This is a genomic window from Silvanigrella aquatica, from assembly GCF_001907975.1.
Taxonomy (GTDB): Bacteria; Bdellovibrionota_B; Oligoflexia; order Silvanigrellales; family Silvanigrellaceae; genus Silvanigrella; species Silvanigrella aquatica.
In genome coordinates, this window is record NZ_CP017834.1 from 973655 (window position 1) to 991057 (window position 17403).

14 protein-coding genes are annotated in these 17403 nt (G+C 33.0%); 3 read left to right on the top strand and 11 right to left on the bottom strand.

Annotated features, from left to right (window positions below):
• The first annotated feature begins 65 nt into the window (after nucleotides 1-65).
• On the top strand, nucleotides 66-2240 hold the full coding sequence (locus AXG55_RS04100) for a histidine kinase dimerization/phosphoacceptor domain -containing protein (protein WP_148696862.1): 2175 nt from the start codon (nucleotides 66-68) through the stop codon (nucleotides 2238-2240).
• Nucleotides 2237-3364 carry a sensor histidine kinase gene (locus AXG55_RS04105; RefSeq protein WP_148696863.1) on the top strand — a complete coding sequence of 376 codons (1128 nt, stop codon included), beginning with the start codon at nucleotides 2237-2239 and terminating at the stop codon, nucleotides 3362-3364. Before AXG55_RS04100 ends, AXG55_RS04105 begins: the two co-directional genes overlap by 4 nt.
• Here the strand turns inward: AXG55_RS04105 and AXG55_RS04110 are convergent.
• From AXG55_RS04110 to AXG55_RS04160, 11 genes are all read right to left on the bottom strand, one after another.
• Complete coding sequence (locus AXG55_RS04110) at nucleotides 3361-3957, bottom strand: biliverdin-producing heme oxygenase (RefSeq protein ID WP_148696864.1); 597 nt, start codon at nucleotides 3955-3957, stop codon at nucleotides 3361-3363. The genes AXG55_RS04105 and AXG55_RS04110 overlap by 4 nt on opposite strands.
• Nucleotides 3941-4276, bottom strand: coding sequence for a hypothetical protein (locus AXG55_RS04115; RefSeq protein ID WP_148696865.1), 336 nt, complete (start codon nucleotides 4274-4276; stop codon nucleotides 3941-3943). Before AXG55_RS04115 ends, AXG55_RS04110 begins: the two co-directional genes overlap by 17 nt.
• A gap of 170 nt (nucleotides 4277-4446) precedes the next feature.
• Entirely contained in the window at nucleotides 4447-7125 is a 2679-nt protein-coding gene (locus tag AXG55_RS04120) for a 1-acyl-sn-glycerol-3-phosphate acyltransferase (RefSeq protein ID WP_148696866.1), read from the bottom strand.
• Between the two features lie 20 nt (nucleotides 7126-7145).
• Nucleotides 7146-8063 (bottom strand): pantoate--beta-alanine ligase, encoded by a 918-nt coding sequence (gene panC, locus AXG55_RS04125; RefSeq protein WP_233231366.1) that lies wholly within the window; start codon nucleotides 8061-8063, stop codon nucleotides 7146-7148.
• Nucleotides 8064-8067: 4 nt separating this feature from the next.
• A complete protein-coding gene (locus AXG55_RS04130; RefSeq protein ID WP_148696867.1) occupies nucleotides 8068-8775 on the bottom strand; it encodes an ABC transporter ATP-binding protein in 708 nt (235 codons plus the stop codon).
• Nucleotides 8762-9577 carry an ABC transporter ATP-binding protein gene (locus tag AXG55_RS04135; RefSeq protein ID WP_148696868.1) on the bottom strand — a complete coding sequence of 272 codons (816 nt, stop codon included), beginning with the start codon at nucleotides 9575-9577 and terminating at the stop codon, nucleotides 8762-8764. Before AXG55_RS04135 ends, AXG55_RS04130 begins: the two co-directional genes overlap by 14 nt.
• Nucleotides 9570-10532, bottom strand: coding sequence for a branched-chain amino acid ABC transporter permease (locus tag AXG55_RS04140; RefSeq protein WP_148696869.1), 963 nt, complete (start codon nucleotides 10530-10532; stop codon nucleotides 9570-9572). The genes AXG55_RS04135 and AXG55_RS04140 overlap by 8 nt, the downstream gene beginning before the upstream one ends.
• A gap of 5 nt (nucleotides 10533-10537) precedes the next feature.
• Nucleotides 10538-11413: a branched-chain amino acid ABC transporter permease gene (locus AXG55_RS04145; protein ID WP_148696870.1), complete on the bottom strand. Its 876-nt coding sequence runs from the start codon at nucleotides 11411-11413 to the stop codon at nucleotides 10538-10540.
• A 34-nt stretch (nucleotides 11414-11447) separates the two neighbouring features.
• Nucleotides 11448-12587, bottom strand: a complete 1140-nt coding sequence (locus AXG55_RS04150) for an ABC transporter substrate-binding protein (RefSeq protein ID WP_148696871.1) — start codon at nucleotides 12585-12587, stop codon at nucleotides 11448-11450.
• Nucleotides 12588-12799: 212 nt separating this feature from the next.
• The gene (locus tag AXG55_RS04155; protein ID WP_148696872.1) at nucleotides 12800-13933 is read right to left on the bottom strand and encodes an ABC transporter substrate-binding protein; all 1134 of its coding nucleotides are present in this window, start codon (nucleotides 13931-13933) and stop codon (nucleotides 12800-12802) included.
• A 219-nt stretch (nucleotides 13934-14152) separates the two neighbouring features.
• Nucleotides 14153-15283, bottom strand: a complete 1131-nt coding sequence (locus AXG55_RS04160; RefSeq protein ID WP_148696873.1) for an ABC transporter substrate-binding protein — start codon at nucleotides 15281-15283, stop codon at nucleotides 14153-14155.
• A 195-nt stretch (nucleotides 15284-15478) separates the two neighbouring features.
• Here AXG55_RS04160 and nadE point away from each other — a divergent pair, with 195 nt between their 5' ends.
• A complete protein-coding gene (gene nadE, locus AXG55_RS04165) occupies nucleotides 15479-17383 on the top strand; it encodes an NAD(+) synthase (protein ID WP_233231367.1) in 1905 nt (634 codons plus the stop codon).
• Nucleotides 17384-17403: the final 20 nt, after the last annotated feature.

Below are 17403 nucleotides of genomic sequence, written 5' to 3' on the forward strand. Positions count from 1 at the left end.
CGAATTTTTATTGCGTATAAATAGATATTCATTCTTATTTATAAACTTTTTTAGAGAAATTTTTTATGCTAACCTCTCAAACTTCTATTTCAAATAATTGTGAAAAGCAAGAGGTTCATGTTGTCAACTCAATCCAACCTGCTGGTATCTTTGTCGCTATAAACAAAAATAATTTCAAAATAAGCCATGTTTCTGCCAATTGTAATTTCGTATTTTATAAAGATCCTCAGGATATTATAAATACTTCATTGGAAAATTACTTTTCCGAGCGTTCGATTCAAAAAATTATCTATTACAATGACTTATTAAGAAATAATTCATTCCCAACACGTTCTATAACTGTACTTGAGATTTATAATTTAAATAAAAATTTTGAACAAATGTATTTTCTTATTTATGGAACAGATAATGAAATTTGTATTGAATGTGAAATTGGGAGCCAATTCATTGATGCAAAATATAAAAATGAAGAATTATTAATTGAAGGAATGATAGAGGAAATAACTTATTATAATGGTCATCGCAATGCCCTGGCATCATTAGTTTGTAAGTATATAAAAAATCTCACTCATTTTGAAAGAGTTTATTTTTGTGAATTTCTTGAAGATGGCCATGGATACGTCCCAGCAGATTTTTCAGAAAGTCCTCTTGAAAGTCTCCAAGATCATCATTTTCCTGCAACAGATGTACCTATGGTTGTGAGAAGTCTCTATGTAAAAAATCGCTATCGTATGATATGCAAAGCTTCTTATGAAGCTGTTCCTATTGTGGGATTAAAAGGAAAAATGAATTTAGAGCGCTCACTTTTTCGCAATATAGGTTCTACTCATCTTCAGTATTTAAAAAATATGGGGATTCAAGCTTCTGCTTCTTTTTCGGTCATTGAAGAAAATAAATTAAAAGGGCTCATTGGATGTCATGCTGTTCAAGGACGTGTTATTCCCTTATTTCTTCTTCCTAAAATTCAAACAATAGTGGAAATTTTTGCGACAAAGCTTATGACTTATAAATTAAATGAAACTATCGTTGTAAGTCAGAATTTTATTCTACCACTTATTGATTTTGCAAATTTATATTCTGAAATTGACTGTGATCTTTCTAAATTAGAATATGAAAAGTTATGTAGATTAAAAAAAATTTTTAATGCTGATTTTATTTTTTATCGTTCAAATAATAAATTACAAAGTAATACTGAAATACCTATTGAATTAGTTCAGTATTTAACGAGTTTTATTGATAAGAATATTTCAGATCAGGAATTCTATGTAAGTAATAGACTCTTCGATTCAGATCCAAAATTTGATGAATGGAAGCATTTTGCATCAGGCATAATTCTTATATCTTTAGAAAAGAATCATTCATCATTTATTGCTTTATTAAGAAAAGAAAAAATTCAGACGCGAACATGGAGTGGAAATCCAGAATCAACTCAAGTGCAGAGTGATGGCACTCTCAGTCCACGAAATTCATTTAATACCTGGTACCATCAAATTAATAGAATGTGTGAACCTTGGTCGCATGAAGAAATATCCTTAGCCCAAGAATTTAGAAAAAAGCTATTGGACATTCGTTCTGGATTTTTAACTAAATACTCCGAAAATATGGCAATATTATCTGAAAAAAACAAAGAAAATGAAACTCTCTTAAGTGAAGTGCATCATAGGGTAAAAAATAATCTTGCTATTTTATGTTCCTTTTTTGATTGGAAAATTCGTGAATCACATAATCAAGAAGTGATTAATGAAATGCGCGAAATGAAAAGTAGAGTTACTGCTATTTCAACTCTTCATGAAGTTTTATACCAGGGCGGTAGTTTTGGTACGGTTAATTTAGCAAGGTATTTACGTTCCATTTTTAGTGCTGTTTATTCTATTGTAAAATTGCAAAATTCAGAAACTATTGACTTTAGATTGAATGTTCCTGGGAATATTATAATTTCTATAAATGATGCTTTGCCTATAGGGCTTATTACTCATGAATTTATTACAAATTCAATTAAGCATGCTTTTTTAGGTGTAAAAGAACCTATATTGTCTTTCGAATGGAAGTATGAAAATGAAAATACATTTTTTATTTTAAAAGATAATGGCAAAGGATGTGAGGATATTGCAATCAAAAAAGGCTCATCCTTGGGTTTAGAACTTATTAAATTACTTATTGGACAGTTAGATGGGACAATGAATTGGGAAGGAAAAAATGGTGTTGAATTAAAAATTCAATTTAATAAAGGATTTTCATGAACAAAATTCAAAATAATCTAAAACCTAAAATATTAATTGTGGAAGATGAAGCTATTCTTGCTAAAGCTCTTGAAGAAACATTGAACATCATTGGTTATGAAGTAACTGGTATTGCAGATAATGGAATGAAAGCTATTTTATTAGCTATATCCAGTGATGCTGATTTGGTTTTAATGGATATTCGTTTAAAAGGAAAAATGGATGGTGTGGAAGCTGCCGAAAAAATTAGAGAACAAAAGAAAGTTCCTATTGTTTTTCTAACGGCAAATCAAGATTCCGCCACATTTGAACGCGCTAAAATTGAAGGTGCTTATGGGTATATTTTGAAACCCTTTCAAGAGAGAGAATTGCAAATTGTAATTGATATTGCATTAAATCAATTTAAAGAAAGAAAAAATAATTCTGACATGGAGCATGCTTTATTAAATTCTGAAAAATTAGCAATTGTAGGAACTTTATCTTCAGGAATTATTCACGACATCAATTCTCCATTGACAAACATTTTTTTAAATATCGAAATGCTCAATAAAAAAATATTAAATGATTCAGATATTGTTATTCCTCCTCAAGTTGAAAATGTCATTAAAAATATCGAAAAAAATGCACATTCAATTAGCACCACTGTTAAAAACTATAGAAGTATGATTGAATCAACTGATGCCGAAGTTTCTACAGAGTTTAATATTAAGTTATTATGTAAAGAAGTTCTTGAAGTTTGTGGTTATTTAGCTCTTGAAAAAAAAGTTAAGTTTAAAGAATTATCAAGCGTTTCTGATACAAAAGTTTGTTTTGGTAGAACATCATTATTTCAAGTTATGGTGAATTTAATTCGCAATGCTTGTGATGCTGTTGAAAATACAAAGGATGCTTGGGTTCAAATATTATGGGAAGACTCCTCTCCTAATTTTATTATATTGAAAGTGATTGATAGTGGTGTAGGAATCCCTGCAGATATACATACTAAAATTTTTGAAACATTGTTTACGACAAAAAGTCCGGGTAAAGGAACAGGGTTAGGATTAAGTCTATGTAAAAGAATTTTAGATAAATTTAAAGGCAGTATAGAGCTTGATATCAATTATCCAAATACATGCTTTATTTTAAAAATACCAAAGAATAATTAATTTGCAAATTCTTTCTCAAAACATTCAAATATTTTTTTGGCATATTTAATAATTTCTTCATTATGATTAGGATTTAATTCAGAATATTCAATTAAATGATTCAAGAAGTATTTCCAATTTTTAAAAGTTTCAGAGCCTTTGCCAAGTAGAAAATTCATTGCTCCTTTGAGTTTATCTCCATGAATTGACGATAATTTTTTGTAAAGGACTTGTCCTCCTAAATTTGAACCTTCCAAAACATATAATATTCCAAGACACTGAGGTATTGAGTTTATACATGGAATAAAATGAGATGGAGTTAAATTTGATTCGGGAATATTTAATTGTTGCAGGTCTAATTTTAGCAATGGAATTCGAATAAATGCATTTATATTTATATTAAAAATTTCTTCTAAGGAAACTCTATATTTTAGCAATTCTTTTTCAATGGGATTGAGTATACGATACATAATGGAAATATATTGAATATAATGATTTATGCTGGGTCTGTCGAAAGTTAAGGTATTTACGTTTTCAACTTTTTTATGTAAAGATGCTGTTGCTTCCTTAAGCAAGTCATGAATTTTAGGAAATGAATTATTTTTTATGTTCATAAGTAAATATTAACAAAAAAATTTTTAAACACAATACTCCAGCTTGAAAACCTGTTCCTATGCTATTGCTCATGAGTTTATCATTGCCACAATTAGGTGTAACGGAAGGATTGTAACAGAGAAAATCGTTATTTAAAAGGTTTATATAAAAACCCCTTGGTCTTAAATAAAGCCCATCATTTTCACCAATATAAAGATCTGGTGTGCTTTGTTCAAAACCATTTAAGAAATCAGCCGCCAAAGCATCTCCTGAACAAAATAGGATTAAATATACAAATGTTATAGTAAATACTAAATAGTTCAAATTTATTTTTGGCATTGAACTTAACAATCCTTTTAATATTGTTGGTTTTTATATCAGAATATTATTTCAATGCTTGCACAATTGATATGTCATTTTATATATTTTTTTTCAAATATTATTGACATAAAAAAATTTGAGGAGGAATTTCATTCTTAATAAAGATTGGGAGTAAATAATATGTTAAATTAGGAAACAAATTTACGCCAGATATTGACATTGAGGAATGAAGAAATACCCGCCAGTGCTGTGGCATTAAGTGAAATTTTTTGGTTTTCTCGAATAGCAAATACGCCTGCTTTATTTAAGGATTCAAAAGCTCTTTGAGAAAAGACTTTTGAAAACATCGGAGGCTGTGTGGCTGTGGTTCTTAAGAATGCGGCAGAATGTGCTGTAATAGATTTTTGTATTAATTCATCTTTTGAAAACATTCCCTTAGATTTGATAAGTTCAAGAGCTGTGGCCATTTGAATACCATAGAGTTCAATTTCTGGTTGTATGGAATAGGCTAGAAACTCGAGAGCCTGTTTTATTTTTTTATTGTTTGAAATATTAATTTTTATTTTGTTACCTTCTTTTGAGGTTAATGTGATAAAATTAAGCTTTTGAAAAATATGCAAACAGGCATCGGCAATGCTGACACTGGAAGTTTTGCTGTCCCAAAATAATTCATCTTGCCAAATGCGGCGCACCGCAGATATCGTATTTTCAATTTTTTGAACGGTGACATCATTATTATTTGAATTAAGTAAAATATGACTGATAATGCCAAAGGGTGCTACGACATGAAAAATGGTTCCGCGATACCACCATAAGTTGAATTCTTTATCGTGATTTTTAGTATAAATTATTTTTTCTTTATCATCGGTGCTCTTTGACATCAACTGCCATTTTTCACCCATTGAAAAAATTTGCTCTGTGAGTGAGTGAATTCCTGGCAGGTTAGTATGCATAACGAGCATTTTTTCTGAAGTGATACTTATATTTTGTTGTTCATCAAATTCATTAAAATATGCATTTAAGTATTCACTTATATGCTCCGTATTATGACTTGATGAGATTTTCCACTTTGTTAATTCTGAAAAGGCATTAATTAAATAATTTAATAATAAGGATTGATATTGGAGTTCTTCATATTCTAAAGTTTCACTTCGCTGAGATAATAGGCTTGTCGCAAGAATAGAAGTCCCCGATGCAATGGCAGCACAATTGATTTTTTGATTTACTCTTTTAGCAATGTGTTTTACAAATCCTTGAATTTGTGGATCGCGGGTATCTATTTCATCAGGAACATTTTTTAAATTCTTTGGAAGTAATTCGTCAAAAGAAATATCTTGCGGTAGTTCTTTTGCTAATTTCTCATGATATTCTTGCCAAATATCTCCTATTTTAATCGGATCTCCAAACGAAACATCAACGCATCCAAAATTGCTAAAAACTTTACGAATTCCATTTAAAAATTGCAATGCATTTTCTTTTTGTTTTTTAGCGCCTCTAAGTTCCTTGGCATAGGAATCATCTTCCATAACTTTGTCATATCCAAAGTAAACAGGAACAATATAAGTATTTTCTGCTTTACGTTTAATAATACTTTGCACACAAATATTTAGCATTCCAATTTTAGGAGATAATAATTTGCCAATGCGGCTTCTTCCGCCTTCTTGAAAAAATTCAACGGGAAAACTATTTTGTAAAAGAAAATTTACATATTCAGAAAACGTATGCGCATATATTCTGTTCCCAGAAAAGCTTCTTCTAATAAAAAAAGCTCCTCCCCGGCGTAAAATAGAACCAATAGGCCAAAAATTTAAATTAATTCCTGCCGCAATATGAGGTACAACCAAACCTTTTTTAAATAAAACATAGGAAAGTAACAAATAGTCAAAATGACTGCGATGGCTTGGCATCCAAATAATTTGACCATCTTTTGCAAGACGCTCAATATGTTCAAAATTGCGAACCCTGACTCCTTCAAATATTTTAGTCCAAATAAAATCAAAAGCTTTTTCTAATGCTCGAATTGTTACGTAATTATAATTTGCACCAATCTCTCTTATATATTTAACAATTTGTTCCTCTGTTTTAATTGGATTTTCGGAAGCAGCAATGAATTTTTTAGTACCGGGAGTGGAAAGAATCCATTGGCATATTTTTTCCTTATCGTAAAGAGTGGGGCCAAAGGCAGCGGCGCGTTCTTTCGCAAATTCAATGTGAAATTGGCGGCGCATACGACGGGCATTTTCAAAATCTTGATCGTTATTATCGCTATTTTCTATAGTTTCGGTTTCATATTTTCCTTGTAAACCAAACTCAATTTGAGGTGAATAAAAAGTTTTTCCAAATGAAATATTCACTTCGCCTCGATGCAAAATGAGCATAAAAAGTTTTTGCAAAGCATTGCCTGTGCCATCGTCAGGAAAGAGTGATCTTAATAAAAATCCTTTTTCATTGCGCTCGGGAGCACGACTCCAAAAAATACTCACAGGAACAAAAACTAATTTTTCGCTTTTTGCTCTGGGATCATTGCTAATGAGCCGGATAAAGTCATTTAAAAAGCGATCTTTATGTAAGTTTGAAAAGTGTAATGTTCCTGATTTGATTGCCATTAGGGCTGCATATCGAAACCTTTTGGGTTTTGCTTCTGTGGTTATTTTTTTTTGATTAAAACTTTTTAGTGTTTTATTTAAAACAAGCGTATCCATAACAGACATTCGCGGAAGTACATAGACAACAGATTTATTTGAAAAATTATTAAAAAAACTTTCTTGAGTTAATGATTTTGGATAAACTCTTACCCGCATAAACCAGGAAAGTGGTGCATATAGCCATGCCCAACGTGTAAAATGGATTCCCATTATTTTGTACATATTTTATTTTCTCCGCAAAACTAACCTAATGCCTTTGCAATAAGATCAGTAAGTGCATTAGTTGATGCAGAATCGTTGCCAAGCACGATGTTGTCAATAAGCCGCGTACACGTTCCTTCAAATTCAATGATAATAGCAATAGCGACCACAGCCTCTTTATCTACAAGTATTTCGCATTTTTGAGTTAATAAAGCTGTACTACGGAATTCAAAATACTGGGGAATGAGGTTTTCTTTATTGAGTTCGGAAGAGGCAATTTTGAAAAGTTTTTCTACGGATTTTTCTCCAGACAAATAGGATTTTGCAATAACGGCAAGAGCCTTTGGGATGGCAGAAGCTTTTTTCCGAGATGCGGGGCTTAAATAACGATTGCGGCTGCTAAGAGCCAAACCATCTTGTTCTCTTACAGTGGGAACCATGACAATTTCAGTGTGGAGAGCCAAGTCATCTATCATTTTTCTAATGACTTGAAGCTGTTGAAAGTCTTTTTGACCTAAGTACATTTTGTGGGGTTGCATTAAATTCAATAAAAGTAAAACGACGGTGGTGACTCCATTAAAATGTCCTGGTCTGTACTGACCACATAAGACTTCACTTATTCCTTGAACAATAACTTGAGTTTGAAATGTGGAAGGAAACATTTCTTCAATGGTGGGCGTAAATATTACTTGTGCCCCATGATGTTCTGCGACATTCATATCATCATGAAATGTCCGTGGATATTTTGAAAAATCTTCTTTGGGTCCAAACTGCTTGGGGTTTACAAAAATAGAAATAACGGTGCAATCGTTTTCCGATGCAGACTGTGAAATAAGTTTGCCATGTCCCTCATGAAGTGCACCCATGGTAGGTACAAACCCAATTGATTTTCCCATTGATTTTTGTTCTTTAAGAAAAATCAGAAGTTCACGGCGACGTGTGATTACCGAAAGAGCCACAGGATTATCCTCCGAGATAAGCTCGTTGAACGTCTTTGTCGTGGAGGAGGGATGATGCCTTTCCCTGTTTCAGGAGTGCGCCTAATTCTAACACATAGGCTCTGTGAGAGATTTTTAAAGCCAATCGTGCATTTTGTTCCGCAAGCAAAATCGTTACACCTTCACGATTGAGTTCAACGATGATTTTAAAAATTTGTTGAACGACTATGGGAGCGATTCCTAAACTAGGCTCATCCAATAGAAGCAACTTGGGTTTTGCCATGAGCGCGCGAGCAATGGCAAGCATTTGTTGCTCACCTCCTGACAAGAGAATTGCTTTTTGCGACATGCGCTCGCCGAGGCGTGGAAACCAAGTCACCATTCTATCAATATTATTTTGAATTTCGGCTTTTGAATAATTAAAACAGTAACACCCCATGATTAAATTTTCTTTGATCGTCATATCTGGAAAAACCATGCGTCCTTCAGGAGATTGGCTCACTCCTAAACTTACAATTTCATGGGTGGGAAGTTGAGTGATATTTTTCTTTAAAAAATGAATTTGTCCTGTATTTGGTTTTATGAGGCCAGAAAGAGTTCTTAAAAAAGTTGTTTTTCCAGCTCCATTACTTCCCACTAAAGAAACAATCTCTCCTTCAAAAACTTCAACGTGAATTCCTTTTAAAGCTTGGATAGCACCATAATTGACAGAGAGGTTTTCAACGAGAAGCATATTCCGTTTCCTTTTCTAATGATTCGATAAAATCGTCTTCCACATCGGAACCTAAATAAGCTTCAATGACGTCATGATTGGATTGAATGTCTTTGGGAATTCCTTCTGCAATAACACTGCCATAATTTAAAACGGTAATATGTTCACATAAATTCATAACAAACTTCATGTCATGTTCAATTAATAATATAGATATGTCTTGTTGAGAGATTTTTTTTACAAGTTCTTGAAGAGCTATTTTTTCTGTTGGATTCATTCCCGCTGCAGGTTCATCTAATAATAATAATTTGGGATCAGTCATTAAAGCACGGGCAATTTCCAGTTTGCGTTGCATGCCATAAGGTAATGAGGTGGCAGGGTGATTTTTATATTTTTCAAGTCCACAAAATGCGAGTAATTCATTCATTTTTTCATTTATTTGTTTTTCATTTTTACGTGCTTTAGGAAATGAAAATAGAGATGAAAAAAATTCTCCTTCTCTCTTAAGACTGGCTCCTGCCATGATATTTTCACTGACAGACATATTTGCAAATAAACGAATATTTTGAAATGTTCTTGAAACGCGATAATGAGCTATATCATGAGTAGGTTGCCCTACAAGTTCAATGTTTTCAATTAAAACCGATCCAGAAAATGGTTTATAAACACCCGTTATAATATTAAATACTGTTGTTTTACCAGCTCCATTAGGACCAATAACACCTGATATTCCACCTTTTCGGACATTGATGTGAAAATTATTTAACGCAACAAGTCCACCAAATTTTACTGTTACATTAGAAATTGAGAGAATATTACTCATGTGTTTTTCTCATTCTATTTTGAAATCTTTCAAATAATGATGCTACTCCTTTAGGGTTAAGTAACATGATTATTATGACAAGCACTGAAAAAACTAAGGTTCTGTTAGAAAAAATAGAATCAAATATTGGAATAAATGATTTGCTAATAATTCCATAATCTGCCAATTTTGTAAGATATGGATTTACAAAACTGGGAATAAAGCGGAGGAGTTCAGGAACAACAACAATAATAAATGCTCCAAAAATGCTACCAAAAACACTGTACATGCCACCGATTACGACGGCCAAAACAAGAACCACACTATTGTAAAATCCGGATTCGTCAGGACTGATAAACTGAAGAGTGTGCGCATAAAAAACTCCCGCTAATCCTGCAATCGATGTTCCCATAAAAAATGAAAACAGTTTGGTTTTATATATATTTATGCCAAGGCTCTGGGCTGAAATTTCATCATCGCGCGTGGCACGAACCGCATATCCTATATTTGTTTTATAAAAACGAACCATAAAAAAGGCAATGGCAATCATAACAAGAAAAATTAAAAGCGGAGATCCTAATTTAGGAATATCTTTAAATCCTCTTGTGCCACCTACAAAATCGAGGTTTTTAAATACAGTTCCTACGATTTCACCTACTCCTAACGTTGCCATGGCAAGATAATCACCGCGCAATTTTAAGCAGGGAATGGCGACAACCAATCCAGCTAAGGAAGCGGAAATCATTCCTACACAACAAGCAAGCAAAAGTAACAAAGTTTGATTTTCTATTCCTAATTTTGGTGCAAGAAATACGGTAAATATAGCAGAAGTATAGCCACCTACTGTGTAAAATGCGGCATGACCCAGTGAAAGCAATCCTGTTCCTCCAAGAACGACTTGGAGACTCATTGCTTGAATTGCTAAAATACAAAACATAATAAAAGGTAACTGACTGTAATTTAGAAAATCTGTCATAGGTGCTAAACTTTAACAAGCTGGGCTCTTCCGAGAAGGCCTTGAGGCCTAATCAAAAGAACGAGTATTAGAATTACAAATGCAAAACCATCTTTATAAGTTGATAATTCATAACTTACGAGCATGCTTTCGGAGATACCAAGAAAAAGTCCCCCTAAAACAGCTCCGCGAAGATCACCAATTCCTCCCAGAACAGCGGCAGCAAAAGCCTTGAGTCCGGCATTGACTCCCATGAGCGGAAAGATTTGATTTGTCGCCATTCCCTGAATGGTTCCTGCAATGACAGCAAGTAGGGCGCCAATAAAAAAAGTGAGGCTTACTGTTCTGTCAAAGGGAACTCCGCAAAGTTTAGAAGCTTCAGAATGCATGGCAAGCGCTTTAATTCCTTGACCAGCCTTTGTTTTATTAAGAAAAAGTTCTAAACAGAAGGCAAGTAAAATTGTTAAAATAAATATTCCAATGTCGCGAATACGGACATAAAGATCTCCTAAAGTAACAATGGTGCCAGGAATATTCACAGGATAACTTAATGAGTTAGGAGAAAATAAAACTTGTACAACATTTTGTAAAAATAAACTCATTGCCACTGCTGTAATTAATGGAGCGAGTCTATTGTGTTTCCTTAATGGTTTGTAAGCAATGCGTTCTATTACAATAGCAATCGTACCCACTGCTAATATGGCAAATAAGAGCGCAGCCCAAACGGGTGCTCCCATTGTTAAGAAAAGCATGACAAAATAAGCACCCAGCATGAAAAGCTCACCATGGGCAAAGTTAACAAATTGTAAAATTCCAAACACCATTGAATAACCAATAGCTATAAGTGCATAGAGGCTTCCAATCGCGACTCCATCAATAATTGCTTGAAGAAAATCTGACATAAAAATATGTTACCTTAGAAAGAAATCCGTTGCTTTAATACTTTTCTGGGTGAATGCTCGTAATAAATTTATAACCCTCAGGTACGTATTTGAGAATGACCGCTGGCTTTATGGGATTGTGGTTTTTGTCCATTGTAATTGATCCTGTTATACCTGGAAAATCCTTTACCTTCGAGAGTGCTTCCGTAATTTTTTGAGAATCACTTGATTTTACCTTATGAATTGATTCTACAATAATTTTAAAAGAATCATAACCGAGTGCTGCATGAGCACTGGGACTTGTTTTATATTTTTTCTTATAAGCTTCAACAAATGCTTTTACTTTAGGTTCATCGCTATCTGTTGAATAGTGGGTCGAAGTGTATCCTCCATTTTCAGCACCTTTTGCAATGCTTCTTAATTCGGGAGTAAACCAGCCATCGCCACCAAGCATTTTAGATTTAATTTGTAAATCTTTTGCTTCACGTAAGATAACTCCGACTTGTTGATGAAAACCAGGGATAAAAACAACATCGGGTTTTAATTTGCGGACATCGCCAAGCTGTGCTGTAAAAGATGTGTCCTTTTGAGAATATTTTAAATTTTTTAAAACTTTTCCGCCGTTACTTTGAAATGTACTTAAGAAATTATTGCTTAAACCTTTACTGTAATCGGAATCCGCATCTTCCAAAATAATTGCTGTCTTTGCATTTAAGTTTTTTGCCGCAAAATTTGCCATGACGACACCTTGGAAGCTATCGATAAAACATGTCCTAAAGACATATTTTTTTCCTAAAGTAACATCGTCATTTGTGGCAGCGGGGGATAAAATGGGTACTTTTGCTTTTTCTGAAATGGAGGCTGCGGCAATAGCATTAGAGCTTATAACCTCAGCAATCACAACAGAAACTTTATCTGATGTGATGAGTTTATTAATTCCTTTTGCTGCTTCTAGTGGTGTGCTTTGCGTGTCTTCAACAATTAATTTTAAATTTAAATTAGGATCGTTAATTTCTTCCATTGCTAAATCAATACCATTTTTGGCTTCTTTTCCATAGAATGCTTGTGTTCCCGTCAAAGGTAACAATACACCCACCTTAGCATCAAGAGCAATTGCATGAGCAGAATATATAATTCCTGAAGTAATAGAGATTAACGTAGCAACAAACTTTCTTCGGGTAACAAGAAAAATCATATAAAAACTCCATATGCTCTAGGATGCTATTAAAAATTTTTTGCCATTGGTAATCAAAAACTGGATATTAATAGAATATAATTTCCTGAAATTTTCGGATACTGATTACTTAATATCATAAATTGTTAATTATAGCAAATTTTAACGAAGATGTTTTATAATTTTTCTAATAATATACCATAACCAAAATTAATTATAATAAAGAATTATTTTTAATTTGGTTTCACGCTCGTGATATATTTATACCCAGTAGGCATAAACTTTAAAATAACAGCAGGTTTTAAAGCATTATGATTTCCATCAATTGTTATGTCACCTGTAGCTGCTTTAAAATTTTTAATTTGAGATAAAGCGAGATTTATTTTTTCAGAATCTGCGGATTTTGCATTTTTAATTGCTTGAATCACTAGATTTGCGGAGTCATAACCTAAAGCAGAAAAAGAACTGGGTTCTGATTTAAATTTTTCTTTATACGATTTAATAAAATTTTGCAGTTTGGGATCTTTCGATTCTGAGGAATAATGATTTGAAAAATAGCTCCCTATTTCTGAACCTTTTGCAATTTGTCTGAGCTCTTGAGTGTCCCAGCCATCGCCTCCGAGCATTTTAGATTGAATTTGTAAGTCCTTAGCTTCTCTTAGAATCACGCCAACCTGCTGGTGAAATCCAGGTATAAATACAACGTCAGGTTTTAACTTACGCACATCGCCAAGTTGTGCAGTGAAGTTTGTATCCTTTTGTGAATAGCGTAAAGATTTTAAAACTTTTCCGCCATCAGCAGTAAATCGATTCTCAAAATTTTTACTTAATCCAATACTATAATCGGAATCGGCATCTTGAAGAATGACAGCTGTTTTTGCTTTTAAATTTTGTGTCGCAAAATTAGCCATGACAAGGCCTTGGAAACTATCCGTAAAACAGGCTCTATAAATATAATTTTTCTTTAAGGTCACGGAGTCATTGGTTGATCCTGGAGAAATTATTGGTATTTTTTCTTTTTCAGCAAGTGAGCCTGCGGCAATGGTATTTGAGCTCACCATATCGCCAATAACCACAGTGACTTTATCTTTTGTGATAAGTTTATTAATGCCTTTAGCCGCTTCCGATGGATTGCTTTGAGTGTCTTCAACAGAAATTTGAATTTTGAGATTAGGATCCTTATTCTCTGCCAAGGCGAGATCGATGCCATTACGGGCTTCCTTACCATAATACGCTTGGGAGCCTGTAAGTGAAAGAAGAATGCCTATTTTTACATCGAGTGCAAAGGCATTAAAAGTGAAGCTTATTGAGACTGCTGCGGTAAAAAGAGAACCTAATTTCCATTTTTGATTGGCCGTACAGCCCATAAATTGCTCCTGTTTTTTCTATTCGTGACTTTGAATACTGTGTTTGGTTAGCAACTGAATACTCTAAATTTAGCTCAAATTAAACTATGATATTATGAGATAACAGTTCTTTAAATTAAATGCAATTATTAAAATGAATATATTAAATATAAAAAATTTTATCTTTTGATTTTATTAAATTTAAAAATATTTTTTTATAAAATGTGGTTAAAAATATAATTATTGTTTCATGCTTGTAATATATTTATAACCTTGATTTGTAAATTCTAGAATTACAGCAGGTTTCATGGCATTATGATTGTTGTCCATTGAAATGGCTCCCGTCACACCATCGAAATTTTTTATAGCTGCAAGTTTTTGAGATATTTTTTCGGGATCGTTCGAACCCGCTGCTTTAACGGCTTGGCGAACCATATAAATGGAGTCATAGGCAAGTGCGGCAAAAGAGCTAGGCTCTTCGCCGTATTTTTTCTTAAAGGCTTTTACAAAATCTTGTGATTTTTTATTATTTCCAGAGACACTATAGTGATTTGAAATATAGCTGCCATTTTCTGCTCCTTTGGCAATTTGCTTTAGCTCAGGAGTATCCCAACCGTCGCCACCTAGAAATTGTGATTTAATTTGCAAATCTTTCGCTTCGCGCAATAAAACGCCTACTTGTTGATGAAAACCGGGGATAAAGACGATATCTGGTTTTGCTTTGCGGACTTCACTCATAAGGGAAGTAAATGTGGTATCCTTTTGTGAATAGCGTAATACCTTAATAATATCTCCGCCATTTTTTTTGAAATTATCCACAAAACTCTTGCTAAGTCCTTTGCTATAATCGGAGTCGGAATCTTCTAAAACAATTCCTGTTTTTGATTTTAAATTTTTTAAAGCAAAATTAGCCATGACAATTCCTTGAAAACTATCAATAAAGCAGGCTCTAAATATATATTTTTTTCCTAAAGTAATAGAGTCGTTGGTTGCTGTTGGGGAAAGCAACGGGATTTTTGCTTTTTCTGCAATAGATGCTGCGGCAATGGTATTTGAGCTCGTCATGTCTCCAATGACCACTGTAACTTTATCCGAAGTAATGAGCTTATTTATAGCTTTTGCTGATTCTGCTGGTGTGCTTAGGGTATCTTCTGTGAGTAATATGAGTTTGGGATCCTCTTTTCCCATTTCTTCTAAAGCCATATCCATCGCTTTTTTAGCATCTTGGCCATAGGATCCCAGGGTTCCTGTTAATGACAGTAGAGCTCCGACTTTGACTTCAATCGCCTGGGCTGCTGCCATATAAAAACTGGTAAGAGAGAGTACAATTGATGGAAATAAAAAAACATTTCTTATTAGATTTCTCTTCACAATAGTTATCTCCCCTATGTTTTTATAAAATATTTAAATAAATACTCACTTTAAATGGAACGTCTTTCTATTAATTATGACAAGTTTTTTTTAAAAAACAAGAAGGCATAAGAAATCCTTGTAGATAAGTTCAAATTCATATTAACTTAAGAAAGCTGCGACTTATGTAGGGCTTATTAAGAGGTAGAGGTTATCATGAAAATTGCAATGGCGCAGATTCCAATTATATCTGCTAACTGCATGAAAAATTTTGAAACAATGAAACAGCAAATTGATTTTGCAATACAAAAAAAAATGAATTTAATTATTTTTCCTGAAATGTCAGTTCCTGGATATTTTATTGGAGATACATGGGAACAAAGTTCATTTTTAAAAGAGTGTGAATATTTTAATCAGCAAATATCAATATGTTCTAGTCATATTGATATTATTTTTGGTTCCATAGGCATAGATTGGGTAAAGAAAAATGAAGATGGCCGGGTTCGTAAATATAACTCAGTTTATTATGCTTCAAAAGGGAAATTCATTATTAACAAAAAAACAAATTATCCCTTTTGGATAAAATCTCTCATGCCGAATTACCGAGAGTTTGATGATTCCCGTTATTTCTATGATTTGCGAAAATTATCTCAAGAATTATCTTGTTACCCAAAAGATTTATATGAGCCTATTGAAATTAAATTTAAAAATAAAAAATTACAAATAGGTATTACTGTATGTGAGGATGGTTGGAGTCAAGATTATACATTTAATCCTTTTCAACAATTTTCTGAAAATTTTAAGCATGATTTTTTTGTTAATTTAAGTTCTTCACCTTTTACAAAAGGAAAAAAAGAAAAACGTGAAACATTATTTTCTTCAATAAGTAAAAAAATCAAAACCCCTATTTTTTATGTGAATGCTGTTGGTGTTCAAAATGTGGGAAAAACAGTCTACGGTTTTGATGGCTCTTCTGCATTTTATTCTAAAAAAGGAGAGACAAAAAGATTAGGTGGTTTTTTTAATGAAAACCTTGTCACAGGTGAATTTCATTTTGATTCACAGGATTTTCTTTGCTCGAATGAGGATTCTAAAGAAACCGACAAATCTTTAAAAAATATTGAAGAAATGCAAATAGCTATTGAATATATTATAAAAAATTGTATGCAGCAGTGGCAAATAAAAAAGGTTGTTATTGGGGCAAGTGGAGGCATTGATTCCGCATTAAGTGCCGTGCTCTTTGCACGGGTATTAGGCTCGGAAAATGTTTTCTTAATAAATATGCCTTCAAAATTTAATTCTGAATTGACTAAAAAAGCAGCTTATATCTTAGCAGAAAATTTAAATTGTCCTTATACATCTGTAAGTATCGAATCATCTATAGAAATAACCAAACAGCAATTGATAAATTTAAAATTTAAAAATTCCTCTGTCATTCCTAACTTAACAGGTTTGGTTTTAGAAAATATTCAAGCGCGGGATCGTGGCGGAAGAATATTAAGTGCCATTTCTGCTACTTTAGGAGCTGTCTTTTCTTGTAATGCAAATAAAGTCGAATTAACTGTCGGATATTCTACGTTATATGGTGATCAGGCTGGTTTTTTATGCCCTCTTGCAGATTTGTGGAAGCATGATGTTTATGATTTAGCGCAGCATTATAATGAGAATGTTTATCAAAAAGAGATCATTCCTAAGGAAACATTAGAAGTTGTCCCCAGTGCGGAATTAAGCGAAAATCATAATGTTCTTGAAAATAAAGGTGATCCTATACAATATCACTATCATGATTACTTATTTCGATCTTGGGTAGAGCATTGGGATAGAAAAACACCAGAGGATTGTTTGCAAGCGTATTTTGATGGAACTCTAGACAAATTAATTGGTTGTGAAAGTGGTTTATCCCTAAGACTTTTTCCATCAGCAAAATCTTTTATAGAGGATTTGGAACGTTGGTGGTTATGCTATCGTGGCATGGGTGCTTTTAAAAGAGTTCAAGCGCCTCCTATTGTTGCCGTCACAAGGCGTGCTTTTGGATTTGATCACAGAGAGCATATTGGAAACCCATTATTTACCAGTTCTTATATTAATTTAAAAAATAAAATCCTTAATAATAATGTTTAGGTTTAAAAATCCATTTTGAA

What these genes read in the sequence shown, in the direction of transcription:
- AXG55_RS04100 (WP_148696862.1), top strand. Translation starts at nt 66, where the DNA reads ATGCTAACCTCTCAAACTTCTATTTCAAATAATTGTGAAAAGCAAGAG.
- AXG55_RS04105 (WP_148696863.1), top strand. Translation starts at nt 2,237, where the DNA reads ATGAACAAAATTCAAAATAATCTAAAACCTAAAATATTAATTGTGGAA.
- AXG55_RS04110 (WP_148696864.1), bottom strand. Translation starts at nt 3,957, where the DNA reads ATGAACATAAAAAATAATTCATTTCCTAAAATTCATGACTTGCTTAAG.
- AXG55_RS04115 (WP_148696865.1), bottom strand. Translation starts at nt 4,276, where the DNA reads ATGCCAAAAATAAATTTGAACTATTTAGTATTTACTATAACATTTGTA.
- AXG55_RS04120 (WP_148696866.1), bottom strand. Translation starts at nt 7,125, where the DNA reads ATGTACAAAATAATGGGAATCCATTTTACACGTTGGGCATGGCTATAT.
- AXG55_RS04130 (WP_148696867.1), bottom strand. Translation starts at nt 8,775, where the DNA reads ATGCTTCTCGTTGAAAACCTCTCTGTCAATTATGGTGCTATCCAAGCT.
- AXG55_RS04135 (WP_148696868.1), bottom strand. Translation starts at nt 9,577, where the DNA reads ATGAGTAATATTCTCTCAATTTCTAATGTAACAGTAAAATTTGGTGGA.
- AXG55_RS04140 (WP_148696869.1), bottom strand. Translation starts at nt 10,532, where the DNA reads ATGACAGATTTTCTAAATTACAGTCAGTTACCTTTTATTATGTTTTGT.
- AXG55_RS04145 (WP_148696870.1), bottom strand. Translation starts at nt 11,413, where the DNA reads ATGTCAGATTTTCTTCAAGCAATTATTGATGGAGTCGCGATTGGAAGC.
- AXG55_RS04150 (WP_148696871.1), bottom strand. Translation starts at nt 12,587, where the DNA reads ATGATTTTTCTTGTTACCCGAAGAAAGTTTGTTGCTACGTTAATCTCT.
- AXG55_RS04155 (WP_148696872.1), bottom strand. Translation starts at nt 13,933, where the DNA reads ATGGGCTGTACGGCCAATCAAAAATGGAAATTAGGTTCTCTTTTTACC.
- nadE (WP_233231367.1), top strand. Translation starts at nt 15,479, where the DNA reads ATGAAAATTGCAATGGCGCAGATTCCAATTATATCTGCTAACTGCATG.